Here is a 13,767-nt window from a genome sequence, read left to right as displayed (position 1 = left end):
GTGGTACCCCGCCGCACCGATCCCGGTCGGCTACACAGGACTGCCGTACCCGCCCCCGCGCCCGGCCGGGCGCGCATCGCTCCGGGAGTCCATGATGCGCAAGGCCACCGTCTCCCTGGCCCTGCTGGCCGCCGTGGTCACCGCCACCCCGGTGCTGGCCGCGCAGGCCCGGCCCGCCCGGGCCCCGGGCACCGACCGGGGCACCAACATCCTGGTCGTCGGCATCGACAGCCGCGCCGGCCTCTCCCGGGCGGAGATCAACCGGCTGCACGTCGGCGGCAAGGGCTGCAACTGCACCGACGTGATGATGCTGGTGCACCTCTCCGCCGACGAACGCCGGGCGAGCGTCGTGTCGGTGCCCCGCGACTCCCTGGTCGAGTACGCCACCGGGACCACCCCGGCCCCGCAGGGCAAGATCAACGGCGCCTTTGCCGCCGGCGGCCGGGAACTGACCGTCCGTACCGTCGAGAAGGTCACCGGACTGCACGTGGACCACTACCTGCAGACCGACTTCGCCGGTTTCGAGAAGGCCGTCGACGCCCTCGGCGGCGCCACGATCTGCGCCGACAAGCCCATGAAGGACGAGAACTCCGGCCTGGACATCGCCCCGGGGGTGCACGACACCGACGGGCGGAACAGCCTCTACTACGTCCGGGCCCGGCACGTCAGCGCGCACCCCGGCGACCTCGGCCGGGTCCGGCGCCAGCAGCGGTTCGTCGCCAACCTGCTCGGCCGGCTGCGGGCCCAGGGCGCACTGGCCGGACCTCTGAGCACCGCCCGGACCGCCCGCGCCCTCCTCCGCTCGGTCCGCACCGACCCGGGGACCACCCTGGAGGACCTGGTCCGGATCGGCTGGGCGCTCGGCTCGCTGCGGCCGGAGCAGACGGAGTTCGTCACCGTCCCCATGTCGGAGTTCGACCGCCGGGTGCCGGGGGTCGGCTCCACGCTGGTCTGGCACCAGAGCCGGTCCGACGCCCTGTGGGCGGCGCTGGCCGCCGACCGGCCGGTCACCGGCGACCCGCGGATCACCGCCGACGACGCCGCCCCCGCCCAGCCCTCCGCGATCCGGGTGCGGGCCGACGAGCCGGCCGTGGCCGCCGCGCTGCGGGCCGGCGGCTTCCCGGTGACCGCGACCCCGGCCCCCACCTCCCGCCCGGCCGGCCCGCCGGTCATCCGGTACGCGCCCGGCGCCGAGGAGGGCGCGAGCACCCTCGCCGCGGCGCTGCCCGGCGCCCGACTGGTCCCCGTCGCGGGACACGACGACGGCTTCGACGTCGCGGTCGGCGCCGCCCCGGTGCAGGTCCGGAAGGTGGTCTACGACCGGAACGTCGTCGAGGGCGCCCCGGTCCCCGGCTCCCGGCTGGCCTGCCCCGGCATGTGACCCGATCACCCCTCAAGAAGGTTCGTCCGGCGGTCTGGAGCGCCGCCGGGCGAGCCCCTATCGTGGTCGCCCATGACGACTGAAGACGGTGACGGCAACCGCAGGACCGACGTCAAGGTCAGCCTCATCGGCGGCCACCGCCTGCACGGCGCCACCCTGCAGGAGCGGACCCTGACGGCCTCGCTCATCGGCGGCGCCGACGTCGACCTGCGGGACGTGGACATCCCGGACGGCACCGAGCTGAAGATCACCAAGCTGAGCCTGATCGGCGGGGTCACGCTCCGGGTCCGCCCGGACGTCCGCGTCGAGGTCACCGGCCTCAGCCTCGGCAACGTGACCGACGAAGGCCCCACCACCCCCGGCGGCCCCACGGTCCGGATCAACGCCTGGGGCCTCATCGGCGGCGTCACCGTCCGCCGCGACGGCGGAGCGAAGGCGTAGCGGCCCCGCCGGCGACCGCCACCGCTGAAGTCCTCGGGCCCCGAGCGGACCTGAACCAGGACCGCCGGCCGCGGCTCTTCCGGCGGCCGACCACGGCCTTCCCCCCGGCCGGCACGGGCATTTCCGCCGATCGGCGCGGGTTGTCCCGCCGGCCGGCCTCCGAGGTCCGCCGGAAGATCAGATTCACCTCGCGGATCCGGTCAAGATCCTGTTAGGTTCCCCGGTACCGAACCGAGCGCACCCGCCGGTGGAGGGCCGCCCACCGGCCGGTACGCGCCCCAGTCGTACCCCGTGACGACGCGGACCGCCCTCCGCCCCGCGCTCCATCCGATCGATCCGGGGGGATCTCCTTGTCTTCGCGTTCCCAGCGCCTGCGCCGCCACGCGGCCTGCACCGCCCTCGCCGTCATCGCAGGCACCATGCTGTCGGCCGGCCCCGCCACCGCCCTGGCCCGCCCGGCCGGCACGACCGCCGCCGGTGCGGCGCTCGGGCCCCGCGCCGACCTGAACCAGGACCGCCGGGGCGACCTGCTGATCCGCACCCCGTGGGGCACCGCCCGCGCGCTCACCGAGACGGACGGCTCCTCGAAGGGCTACACCTACGCCCTGCACGGCGAGGGCACCCGGTCCGCCCGGGACGTCCTCGCCCTCGGTGACGTCCGCGGCGGCGGCGGGACCGAGCTGCTGCTCTGGTCCGCCGACGGCCACCTCGCGATGAGCCAGGCCGGTGCCCACAGCAGCCAGGCCCCGACCTGGACCGGCACCGGCTGGCAGAGGTACGACAAGCTGGTCGCGGTCAACGACGTCACCGGCGACGGCCGGGGCGACCTGCTCGCCCGCACCCCGGCCGGCACCCTCTACCTCTACCGGACCACCGGATCCGCCACCGGCAACCCCTTCGCGGCCGCGGTCCGGGTCGGCACCGGCTGGGGCCAGTACGACCAGCTCGTCGGGGCCAACGACCTCGACGCCGACGGCCGTGCCGACCTCATCGCCAAGAGCCCCGACGGCCGGCTGTACTACTACGAGGGCACCGGCCGGGCCGCCGCCCCGTTCAAGGCGCGCACCCTCGTAGGCGGTGGCTGGAATGCCTACAGCAAGATCATCGCGTCCGACAACTTCGGCAGGAACAAGGCCGGCCTGCTGGCCGTCACCCCCGAGGGGGTCCTCTACTTCTACCCGGGCAAGGGCCACGGCGCCTTCGAGCCGCGCCTGCGCTTCGGCGCGCCGACCAGCGTCATCCCGCCGTGGAACACCGCCGACGTGTTCGTCAACTCCGGTGTCACCCCCGTCTACGGCAAGCACGGCGTCGACGCGGTCGACGCCTCCGGAGCCGTCCGCGAGTACACCGGTCTCACCGACGGCCACTTCCTGCCCGTCCACCCGGCCCTCGACAAGAAGCTGCCGGCCGGCCGGACGCTGGTCAGCGCGGCCGCGGTGACCGCCGACAACCGGCCCACCCGGTACTCCTGGAACGGCTCCGCCCTCACCGAACTCCTCACCGGCAAGGCCGTCAAGGGCTCCTTCGCCGGCACCCGGACGGTCGTCGGCCCCGGCGACCTGACCGGCGACGGCAAGGGCGACCTGCTCACCCGCGACTCCCGGGGCACCCTGTGGCTGCGCGCCGGCACCGGGAGCCCGACCGAGTTCGCCAAGCCGGTCAAGGTGGGCCCCGGCTGGGGCGGTTACCGCCAGATCGTGGGCGCCGGGGACATGTCCGGTGACGGCCGCGCCGACCTGGTCGCCACCGACGCCGCCGGGCAGCTGTTCCGCTACCGGGGCACCGGCCGTGCCGACGCGCCGTTCTCCGCGCGGGAGTCGGTCGGCGGCGGCTGGAAGGCGTACGACACCCTGGCCGCGCCGGGTGACCTCAACGGCGACGGCCGGGCGGACCTGCTGGCCCGGGACGCCGCCGGCACGCTGTGGCTGCACCGGTCCACCGGACTCACCGGATCGAAGGCCTTCGCGGGCCGGAGCGTGGTCGAGAAGGGCTGGAGCGCGTCGGTGTACCGGCAGTTCAACTGAGCCCGGACCGGCCGGCGGAGGCAACCCGTACGGCGATCTGACCGTCCTTCAACGGGGGCGGGTGCGCACCTGCGCACCCGCCCCCGTTCGCCGTCCCCACCTCCCGCCCCGGGCCCGCCGTCCCTCCCCGTCCCCACCGCGGAGGGGCGGCGTCGACGGCGGGTCCGAGCGGGGTCAGCGGATCCGGTGCCGCGTCCAGAAGGGGCCGAGGTCCTTCGTCGTGGCGGCCTGCGCCGCGCGCTTGAAGTCCGCGGTGGTGGCCACGCCCTGCCAGTGGTCCCGGACGTAGCCGCGCAGCATCCGCTCCATCGCCGGTGCGCCCAGGGTGCGCCGGAGGTCGTGCAGGGCGCAGGAGCCGCGCAGGTAGACGACCTGGACGTACTCCGAGCGGCGGCCGGCCGCGTAGTAGCCCATCGGCCGGGTGATCGCCGCGGTGTCGCTGGGCCAGATCCCGGCGTCCTTCCAGCAGGTCTCGGTGGGCAGCCGGTAGTAGAGCTCGTTGGCGTACTGGGCGAAGGACTCGTCCAGCCAGGGCGCGGCGTACTCGTCGTTCCCGACGATGCCGTAGAACCACTGGTGGGCGATCTCGTGGGCCGCGGGGGAGCCCTCCGGCAGGGTCCACAGCAGGACGAACCCGGGGTACTCCATGCTCCCGAAGGTGTCGAAGCGGTCGCTCATGACGAGGTCGAGCTCGCCGTACGGGTAGCGGCCGAACCGCCGGCCGAACTCGTCGACCGAGGCGGGGGCGTCCTTGAGCGTCTGCGCGATGCCCGCGGCGGGCGTGCCGGCGGTCCAGTACGCGTTGACGCGGATGCCGCCGGGGGAGGTCAGCCGCTTGGTGCGGAAGGGGCCCGCGGCCCAGGCGAAGTCCCGGACCCCGCGCGCGATGCTGGTGCTGACGGTGCGGCCGGCCGCGCCCGGGCGCCGGGTGGTGGTGCCCGAGGCGGGCACCACCAGCGCGGTCGGGTGGTCGAGGACCACCCGGAAATCCCCGGCCAGGGTGTAGTAGCTCTCGCCGAAGCCGACGTCCGGGTCCAGGTGCCGGCCCTGCGCGTCGCGTACCGACAGGACGGGCAGCGCGTTGCCGAGGTAGCGGTGTGCGCCCTCCCGGCCGAAGCGGGCGGTCCGGTCCGGGACGGTGAGCGCGAGGTCGAAGGAGACCGCGGCGCGCGCCCCGGGCGCCAGCGGAGCGGTCAGGTCGATCCGCAGCGCGGTGCAGCCGACGGTCCGCGGGTGCGGGGTGCCGCCCCGGACCCGGCTCACCCGCACCGCGGACGGCTTGCCGGGCGTCCCGCAGCCGTCGGGGGCGTTGCCCCACAGCCGCACGTCCACCGAACGCAGCGGTGTGCGGGCGGAGTTGCGGAAGGACACGGTCTCGCGGCCGGTCCAGTGCGAGCCGTCGGCGTCGGCCCGCAGCGCGACCTGGTACGCGGGGCGGTCCGGGGTCCGGATCGCCGCGGCGGGCGCGGACAGCCCCCGGTCCGGTGCCCGGTCCTGCGCCGTGGCCTGCGGAACGGCCAGCAGCAGGGCCGCGAACGCGACCAGCGCGGCCTTTCCATACCTGAGAGACATCATGCCGGGCACGGTAGAACACCCGTACGTCCGGACGCGCTCGTTCCGTCGTCCGGGCCGGTCGGGGGGTGTCCCGGTGGGTCAGGACTCCCGGCCGGTCACGGAGGTGTTCCGGTCGGTCAGGCGGGATCCGCCGCTGCGTCGACGCGGCCGGCGAGGACCAGGTCGCCGTCCGGGGTGCGACGGGCGAGCCGGCCGGTCCGCAGGTATCCGGTGGGGGTGAAGGCCCGAGCGTCCTGCTCCGGCGCGCGGTAGTAGCCGCGCGGCACGTACGGGCCGCGGGCGAGGAGTTCACCGCTCCCGCCCTCGGGCACGTCCGCGCCGTCCGGCCCGACGAGGCGCAGTTCGTCGTCCGGGGAGAGCGGCCGGCCCTGGGTGCCGAGCACCCGGCCGTCCGGGTCGCCGAGCCGGGTGAGGGTACGCGGGCCCGCCGGCGGGGCGAAGACCTGCTGGAGGCGGCCGCCCAGGCGGGCCGCGAGCCGTTCGGCGAGCCCCGCCTCGATCGGCTCCCCGCCGGTCAGCTGCACCACCCGCAGGGTGTCGAGCGCGCCCGGGTCCGCCGCCGTCGCATCGAGCCAGTGCACGGCCGTCGCGGGCCGGACCGCGGTGACGGTGACGCGCTCGGTACGGATCAACTCGACCAGTTGGGCGTTATCCTGACTGTCCGTCAATACCACCGTGCCGCCCACCGAGAGGGTGCCGGCGATCCCCGGACACCCGAGGACCAGGTCGGAGGCGGCCGGCAGCGCGGCGAGGTAGACGTCCGCCCCGGTGAGCGCCACCGACTCGGCCGCGGCCCGCGCCTGGTAGGCGTAGTCGTCATGGGTGCGGGGCACGAGCAGGGGCGCCTCGTCGGTCCCGCCGGCCGGCAGCAGGAACGCCACCTCGGCGGCGCTCAGGGCGAGCGCCTTGTAGGGCGCCGCGTCGAGGTTCCCCAGCGGCGAGTACTGGCAGTTCGACGGGTCGGTCGTCAGCCCCCCGTACGGCGACTCGGTGCCCGGCTCCTCGAGCGTGAACACCCGCCGCAGGAACGGCCAGCGGGCGGCGATGTCCGCGGCCAGCGCGGTGTGGTCGACGCCCCGGTACGCGGCGGGGGCGACGTACCCCACGGCCTGGGCGAGCCGCACCGTCCCGGCCACCCGGCCCGGCTCGGTGACCGGCAGGACCACCGGCACCGCACCGGCCCGCATCAGGGCGAACACGGTCACCACGAACTCCGGGACGTTCGGCAGCTGCACGACCACCCGCATCCCGGGCCGCAGCCCGCGCCCCCGGAAGCCGGCCGCCATCCGGTCCACCCGCCGGTTCAGCTGCGCGTACGAGAGCCTGGTCGCGCCGTGCACCAGCGCGGTGCGCGGCCCGTACTCCTGGGCCCACCCGCGCAGCAGGTTGTCCAGCGTGTTCCCCCGCCAGTGCCCCGCCGCCCAGTACCGGTCGACGAACCCCTCCGGCCACCCCGTACACCCGTCCAGCATGAACAACCCCCCGCAGTACCACCATCCGGATCCCCCCGATCCAACGTCCCACCCGCCCCGGGGACAACCCCCGGACCCCACCACGGCCGGTCCGCCCCTTCGGCAGAACCTCTAATGCGTCCAGGCCGGGCTCGATGTGGCCCCGGCCCCTAGGGTGGCGGGATGGAGGCTGAGCCGGGGTACACGGTGGGGTGCGGGGTCGAGGTGCCGGTGGTTCGGGACGGGGAGGTGTGGGCGGTGGGGGCCGTGATCCTCGACCGGGCGGGCCGGGCCGCGTTCGCGCAGCGGAGGAGTGGCGGGCGCCGGCTCTTCCCCGACTGCTGGGACGTCGTCGGCGGACACGTGGAGCCGGGCGAGGGCCTGCTCGACGCGCTCGCCCGCGAGGTGCGGGAGGAGACCGGCTGGCGGCTGCGGCACGTCCGGCGCTTCCTGGGCACCGCCACCTGGACCGGGGACGACGGGGCGGGTCTGCGGCACGAGGCCGACTACCTCGTGGAAGTGGAGGGCGATCTGGACCGGCCGGCCCTGGAGTGGTCCAAGCACTCCGGCTACGGCTGGTTCGGGCCGGACGACCTGGAGCGGCTGAAGGAGAACCGGGCGCCGGGGGAGTACCTGATCCACGATCTGATCGCGCGGGCCGTACGGGGTCCCGGGTTGGGCGGGGGCTGACGGGCGGGGGCCCGCCTCCGGGAGGGAGGCGGGCCGGGGGCGGGGCGGGTCAGTCGAGGGCGGCGAGGGTGGCTGCGGCCATGGCCGCCTCGCCGGCCGCGTTCGGGTGGAAGGGGGCGGCGGCGCTGGAGCCCAGGGGTTCCATCCAGCGGGTGCCGGCCGGCTTGCAGACGTCGTGGCCGACGGACTTGGCGTACGTGTCGACGTAGACGGCGCCGTGCGCGTCGGCCTGGCCGGCGATCATCTTGTTGAGCCGTTCGTGGGTGTCGCGCAGCCAGGGGGCGTCGCCGCGGGCGATGCTGGCGACCGAGGGGCAGTTGGTGCCGTCGGCCGGGATGATCGCGGGGTAGCCGGTGACCAGGATCCGGGCGTGCGGGGCGCGCTGCCGGATGCCGTCGAGGGTGGCGGCGATCTTGGGGGCGGCGGCGTCGATGGTCGCGGCCAGCTTGTCGGTCCCGGTCCAGGTGTAGCTGGTCTTGCAGGGGGAGCCGGACATGTTGAACGCGCCGAGCACGATGCAGCGGGTGATGATGTCGGCGAAGCCGACGTCGTTGCCGCCGATGGTGAGCGTGACCAGGTCGGTGTCGCCGGTCAGGGCGGCGAACTGCGGCGGCGCGGTGGGGTTCTGAGAGGTGGTCATGTGGACCGTGGTCGCCCCGCCGCAGCTGACGTCCCGGTGCGCGGCCGGCTCCAGCGCCGCGGTCAGCAGGGCGGGGTAGTTGCGGCCGGAGCGGGCGCAGGCGGTGTCGACCTGGTCCGGCACGCCGGCCGCCGAGGCGTACGAGTCGCCGAGCGCGACGTAGCGGGCCACGGCGTCCGGGAGGTCGGCGCCGGCGGCCAGGGCCGGCCCCGACGCCAGGCCGGTCGCGGCCAGCGCGGAGGTGGCGCAGAGCAGGCCGAGGACGCGGGTGCGGCGGCTCGACCGGACGGTACGGGTACGCGAACGCATGGCGGTGCCTCTCGGGTGGGGGATGGGACGCGCCTCGGTGTCCGGCCCGGGTACGGCCGCGAGGCGTGCGTGACCGGCGGCGGACGGGCCCGTCCGCCCGCCGCCGGCACCACGGGGGCACTGCGCGCAGTTACTGGCTGGTCTTACTGGCTGGTCTTACTGGCTCGTAATATGAGGTCGGCCGACCGGACGGTCAAGGCGTACGGCACCAAGTCCGGTGGATCCGCGGTCGAGTTGGTCCAGGTGGGCCAGAGCCGGTCCGGCTGTCCGGGTGTCGGCCGGGCGGCCGCGCACCGCTTCTCCGTCGCTGCCGGCGCCCTGCCTGGCGGCCGTCCCCCGCTCGCCGCCCCCACGCCCGGCTCGTGCCCGCCCGCTACGTGGTCCGCCGCCCAGGGTCAGTCCCGCCGGGGTGCCACCGTGCAGGCGATCGCCGCCGCGGCGGCGGCCAGGGCGGCCGCGCCGGTGAGGGGGAGCCAGGGGATGTGGACCACGCCGTGCGGGGAGCCGGTGACCAGGCCGGACACGGCGGCGTTGGCCGGGGAGGAGCCCAGGACCAGGAGCATCAGGGCGCCGGCGGCCGTGGTGGGTATCGCCCAGGCGGGGCTGCGCAGCAGCGGGCGGTTGGTCAGCGCGCCGAGGGCCGAGCCGACCAGGACGCAGCTCAGGGCCGTCAGCAGGCCGGCGCACAGCGCGCCGCCCATCGGGACCGCCGTCCGGTGGTCCCCGGACCGGGCATCGGAGAAGAGGGCGGTCAGGGCCGTGCCGGCCAGCGCGAGCACCACCGAGGCGGCCCCGCCGGCCAGCAGCCCGGCCAGGTGGACCCGGCGGGTCCCGACGGCGGCGGCGAGGACGTGCCGGGCGGCGGCCGGCTCGGCCGTGAGCGCGGCCCGCACCAGCCAGGCCGAGACCGGCACCAGCGGCGCCGCGGCGTACCCGAAACCGTCCAGCACCGGCTGCCCGGACTGCAGCCCGACGACGAGGAAGGCGGAGTACGCCAGCACGGCCGGCCCCCACCGGTAGGACCGCACCAGCAGCGCGGCGTAGTAGCGGAAGAGCGCGGTCACCGGCCGTACCTCCTCTTGGAGTCGGGGTCGGAGTCGGGGGCCACGTCGCTGCCGGTGCCGGTGCCGGTGCCGGTGCCGGTGCCGGTGTCCGGGAGCCGGTGCGCGGCCGGTGCGGGGTCACCGGCCGTCGCGGCCCCCCGCCCGGCACCCGTCCGGGCCTCGCCGCCGCCGGTCGCGGCGGCGCCGCTCCCGGCGCCCGCACCCGCCAGGGCCTTGGCGTCGCGGCCCGCGCCGCCCGCGCTCTCCCGGCCGGCCTCGTCCGCCGCCACCCGGCAGATGTGCCAGGCCGGATCCGTCGACAGCAGGGCTCTGAGCAGCCCGTCCGAGTGGCGGTCCGGTACGTGGAAGCGGTGTGCGTCCCCGTGCAGCACGACGCGGGGTGCGCCGGGCAGGGGCGGGACGGGCGCCGCCGCGCCGTCCGGGTGCCGGGCCGTCACGGTCGTCCACGGGCCCGTCCGGTCGGCCGCCGCACCGCCGTCGGACAGCGTCACGGCGGCGTCCGCGACGTCGATGACCAGGTGCGGGTCGGCGGCGAGTCCGCCGGGCGTGTGGTCGACGAAGACCACCGAACCCCCGTCGGCCAGCCGCTCGCGCACCGCCTGGTCGACCGTCCCGCGCGCCGCCCGGTCCAGGCCCGACCACGCCTCGTCCAGCACCAGCAGCCCCGGCCGGGCCAGGAAGGCCTGGGCCAGCGCGACCTTCTGGCTGGTGCCCTTGGACAGCTCCCGCAGGGGGACGTCGGCGTACCGGCCGGCACCGAGGCGCTCCAGCCACTCCGGTCCGGAGCCGGCCGCCGGACCCGCGGCGGATCCGTGCACCCGCGCGAGGTGGGCCAGGTACTCCCGTGCGGTGAAGGGCAGTTGACCGGGGAAGCGCTCGGGGACGTACGCCGTCGCCGGCCGGCCGGTGATCCGGCCCCGGGTCGGTGCGTCGATGCCGGCCAGCAGGCGGGAGAGGGTGGACTTGCCGCTGCCGTTGGCACCGGTGATCCGCGCGAGCGTGCCGCCCGGCAGGTCGAGGTCGACCCCGCGCAGCACCCAGGCGCCGCGCAGCCCGTACCGCCGCCCGACCCCGTGCAACCGCAGCGTCATGCCGACCACCCCCCTCGACCCCGGCCCCCGGAACCCCGATCTCCCCCAACGTAACTCCCGCCACCGACAACCGGTTCCGGCCCGCCGCCCGGCCCGCCGCCCGCCCCGCCGCCCGGACGGGCCGGTACGGTCGGTCAGGCCTGGTCCAGGACCGCCCGCAGGGTCTGGGCGAAGGCCTCCGGCTCGCCGTGCTGGCCGTACTCGCCGCCGAGGAAGCCGCCGTGGTCGCCCGGGAAGACGGCCGGCTCCCGGCCCAGTTCCCCGGCGAGGGCCACCGCGGCGCGGGCCGGGAACTGCCCCTCGGACTCCTTGCCCACCGCCGGCACGATCCGGGTGCCCGCGGCCCGCAGCGCCTCGGCGTCGGGGCGGTACCCGGTGCAGCCGCGCATGTTCTGTCCCAGCAGCGGGTCGCCGCGGGTGCCGTCGTCCTCGGCCGGCAGGCCGAAGGCCGCCGGGTCCGGCGCGGGCCGGGAGAGCCAGTCCGCCGGGAACTCGCCGCGGACCCCGAGCGCCTCGAAGAACTTGGCCATCGCCCGTCCGCTGCCGGCGCGCAGGTACGTGGCGTGGATGTCGGTGCAGAGCGCCCCGACCACCTCGGCGTCCGGCAGGACCGGGACGACCGGCGGTTCGTGCGCCACGAGGGTCGACACCAGCTCCGGGTGGGCGGCGACCAGGGCGAGGGCGTTGACCGCGCCGCCGCTGCTGGCGAAGATCTCGACCGGGCCGAGGCCGACGGCCTCGATGACCCGCCGCAGGTCCTCCGCGTGCTCGACCGGAAGGTGCTCCGCGACCCCGTCGGTGCGGACGCTGCGCCCCGCGCCGCGCGGGTCGTACGTGACCACGGTGCGGTCGGGGAAGTGCGAGGCCAGCGTGGTGAAGCCGGTGGCGTCCATGGGGGAGCCGATCAGCAGCAGCGCCGGGCGGGCCTCGCTGCCGGCCGCGGCGCCCCGGACGTCGTACGTGATGGTGGCGCCGGTGGACGCCAGGGTGCGGGTCACGGTCTCGGTCATCGTGCTCTCCTCGCTTCGTCGTGCTGTCACGGATAGGACCGCACCCCCACCGGAAACTCATCGGTGCCCGCGGAAAAAGAATCCGGCCCGGGCCGGGCGGGGTCGCCGGCCGGCAACGGCCGCGCCGCGGCCGCCGGGCGGCCCTGACCCCGCCGCGTCACTTCTCGTGGGTGGCGGCGAGCATCCCCTGCATGTCCTCGATCATGGCGGCCTGGACGGCGGTCCAGTCGGGTTCGGGGAGGTCGGCCGGGTCCGGTGAGAAGAGGAAGGGGGCCTCGCCGGTCGTGCTGGTCAGGACCGAGAGCTCGAAGACGGCGCCGCCGTCGAGGACCCGCAGGATGCGTCCCTCCATGGCCGGGGAGCTGAGCATCACGGCCTGCTGCCCCAGCCCGGAGACGGCCTCCTCGGTGACGTGCTCCAGGCCCCGGGCCGTGACCGCCCGGGCCCTGAACTCCGTGGCCGGGTCGACGCGCCGGTGGAGTTCGAGGCGGGTCTCCACCGTCCAGGAGCGCCAGGGCCGGCGCCGGTCCGCGATCTCCTTGTCGCGGGTGCACAGGCCGCTTGCGAGCGCCGGGTCCTCGTCGGTGCGCGAGCCCGCGGACCACTTCCGCGTCTGCGAGACCCGCTCCAGCGCGGGGACCGTCAGCCGCTCGCACATGTCGTGCGGGAGGACGTAGGAGAGGTCCGGCCGGTCCTCCCGGCCCACGCCGGTGACCGCCAGGACGCCCGCGGCCAGCGCCGCCGACACCAGCGCGCCCCCCAGCGCCCACCGCACCCGGACGCCCCGCAGCCCGGGCGGCGGACCCGGCGGCAGGTCCGGCACCTCCTCGGGCCGCCGGTAGGCCCGGTCCGGGTCGGCGTACGGCGAGCTGAGCTCGGGTTCGGAAATCATGATCGGTGTCCCCCTGTCGGCAGATCCCGATCATGACAAAGACCGGCTAACGACGAGGTGAGGGAACATATCTGACGTCACGTCACCCCGTACCCGCGCACCCTCGACGGCTCACCCCGCGCGCCGCCCGGCCCGGCTACGCCGCTCCGGGCACGGTCAGCGCGGAGCGCGCCAGGCCGCGCAGCCAGGCGTGGGCGTGGTCGGTGTCGTAGCGCTGATGCCACGACAGGTACACCGGCGCCGACGGCAGTTCGAGCGGCAGCGGCAGTACGGCCATGCCGAGGTCGGCGACCGCCGGCCTGGTGGTGGCCTCGGGGAGGCTGAGCAGGAGGTCGGAGCCGCGCGCGAACTGCAACGCGGCCGCCTCCGTGGGTGCGGTCGCCACCACGCGCCGGGACAGGCCGAGCCGGGCCAGGGCGTCGTCGAGGCGGTTGCCGAGGTTGCCGCGGCGCGAGACGACGACGTGCTCGGCGGCGGCGTACTGCGCCACGCTGACGCCCCCGCCGCGGGTGAGGGGGTGACCCGGCCGGACGACGATGACCAGGCCGGTCTCGCCGACCTTCTCGGCGCGGATGTCCGGTGCGCTCGGGCGGTTGGCGTTCGCCTCCAGATCGACCTCGCCGCGCCGCAGACCGGGGCCGTCGGTGCTGGACTCCGCGACGAAGCGCAACCGCACCCCCGGCGCCTGCGCGCGCACGGTCGAGAGCAGCGCGGGGCCGCCCAGGGCGACCAGGGAGTCGTGCCAGCGGAGGGTGAAGGTGCGCTCCAGTGTGGCCAGATCGAGCTCGCGGCTCGGCGCCAGTACCCCCTGGACCTGCTGCAGCAGCTCGTGCACCTGGGCGCGTACGGCGATCGCGTACGGCGTGGGGGTCATCGTGCGGCCGGTGCGCACCAGGATCTGGTCCCCGGTCGTGCGCCGGATCCGGCCCAGGCTCCGGCTCATCGCGGGCGCGGTGACGTGCAGGCGGGCGGCCGCCCCGGTCACGCTGCCCTCCTCCAGCAGTGCGTCGAGCGCGGCGAGCAGGTTCAAATCCAATTGCATGGCAGTCACTCTAGACGTGCCTGACATGCATTTGAAGTTAATCGTCGGGCTGCCTACCGTTGAGGCGAAAGCGCAGGAAGCACTGCGCAGTTCGGCCCGCCACGGGCCGCACCACACCCCCTCAGGCCCCCTCGGCCACCTCAGACGGGAGCACCGC

Annotated in this window: 12 protein-coding genes; 4 read left to right on the top strand and 8 right to left on the bottom strand. The window is 75.8% G+C overall.

The features are described from left to right. The first annotated feature begins 94 nt into the window (after nt 1–94). From AB0O40_RS06895 to AB0O40_RS06885, 3 genes are all read left to right on the top strand, one after another. A complete protein-coding gene (locus AB0O40_RS06895) occupies nt 95–1,381 on the top strand; it encodes an LCP family protein (RefSeq protein ID WP_365036435.1) in 1,287 nt (428 codons plus the stop codon). 72 nt (nt 1,382–1,453) lie between these two features. Continuing rightward, a complete protein-coding gene (locus AB0O40_RS06890) occupies nt 1,454–1,822 on the top strand; it encodes a hypothetical protein (protein WP_365036433.1) in 369 nt (122 codons plus the stop codon). Nucleotides 1,823–2,172: 350 nt separating this feature from the next. Continuing rightward, on the top strand, nt 2,173–3,846 hold the full coding sequence (locus tag AB0O40_RS06885; protein ID WP_365036431.1) for a VCBS repeat-containing protein: 1,674 nt from the start codon (nt 2,173–2,175) through the stop codon (nt 3,844–3,846). Nucleotides 3,847–4,020: 174 nt separating this feature from the next. Here the strand turns inward: AB0O40_RS06885 and AB0O40_RS06880 are convergent, their stop codons facing one another. After that, entirely contained in the window at nt 4,021–5,421 is a 1,401-nt protein-coding gene (locus AB0O40_RS06880) for a M1 family metallopeptidase (RefSeq protein WP_365036429.1), read from the bottom strand. A gap of 116 nt (nt 5,422–5,537) precedes the next feature. Continuing rightward, entirely contained in the window at nt 5,538–6,893 is a 1,356-nt protein-coding gene (locus AB0O40_RS06875; protein ID WP_365036427.1) for an AMP-binding protein, read from the bottom strand. Nucleotides 6,894–7,055: 162 nt separating this feature from the next. Between AB0O40_RS06875 and AB0O40_RS06870 the strand changes: the two genes are divergently transcribed. After that, the gene (locus AB0O40_RS06870) at nt 7,056–7,562 is read left to right on the top strand and encodes an NUDIX domain-containing protein (RefSeq protein WP_365036426.1); all 507 of its coding nucleotides are present in this window, start codon (nt 7,056–7,058) and stop codon (nt 7,560–7,562) included. Between the two features lie 49 nt (nt 7,563–7,611). Here AB0O40_RS06870 and AB0O40_RS06865 read toward each other — a convergent pair whose 3' ends face one another. The 6 genes from AB0O40_RS06865 to AB0O40_RS06840 form a co-directional block, all read right to left on the bottom strand. Continuing rightward, nucleotides 7,612–8,511, bottom strand: coding sequence for an SGNH/GDSL hydrolase family protein (locus AB0O40_RS06865; protein WP_365036424.1), 900 nt, complete (start codon nt 8,509–8,511; stop codon nt 7,612–7,614). A gap of 395 nt (nt 8,512–8,906) precedes the next feature. Further along, nucleotides 8,907–9,575, bottom strand: a complete 669-nt coding sequence (locus AB0O40_RS06860) for an ABC transporter (RefSeq protein WP_365036422.1) — start codon at nt 9,573–9,575, stop codon at nt 8,907–8,909. Further along, nucleotides 9,572–10,666, bottom strand: a complete 1,095-nt coding sequence (locus AB0O40_RS06855; RefSeq protein ID WP_365036420.1) for an ATP-binding cassette domain-containing protein — start codon at nt 10,664–10,666, stop codon at nt 9,572–9,574. Before AB0O40_RS06855 ends, AB0O40_RS06860 begins: the two co-directional genes overlap by 4 nt. A gap of 134 nt (nt 10,667–10,800) precedes the next feature. Then, entirely contained in the window at nt 10,801–11,676 is an 876-nt protein-coding gene (locus tag AB0O40_RS06850) for an alpha/beta hydrolase (protein WP_365036418.1), read from the bottom strand. Nucleotides 11,677–11,833: 157 nt separating this feature from the next. Then, nucleotides 11,834–12,568 (bottom strand): hypothetical protein, encoded by a 735-nt coding sequence (locus AB0O40_RS06845; protein WP_365036417.1) that lies wholly within the window; start codon nt 12,566–12,568, stop codon nt 11,834–11,836. A gap of 136 nt (nt 12,569–12,704) precedes the next feature. Continuing rightward, nucleotides 12,705–13,610, bottom strand: coding sequence for a LysR family transcriptional regulator (locus tag AB0O40_RS06840; protein ID WP_365036415.1), 906 nt, complete (start codon nt 13,608–13,610; stop codon nt 12,705–12,707). Between the last annotated feature and the right edge of the window lie 157 nt (nt 13,611–13,767).

This window comes from Streptomyces sp. NPDC089919, assembly GCF_040684615.1.
Lineage (GTDB): Bacteria > Actinomycetota > Actinomycetes > Streptomycetales > Streptomycetaceae > Streptomyces.
This window is presented reverse-complemented; position numbering and strand designations above follow the sequence as displayed.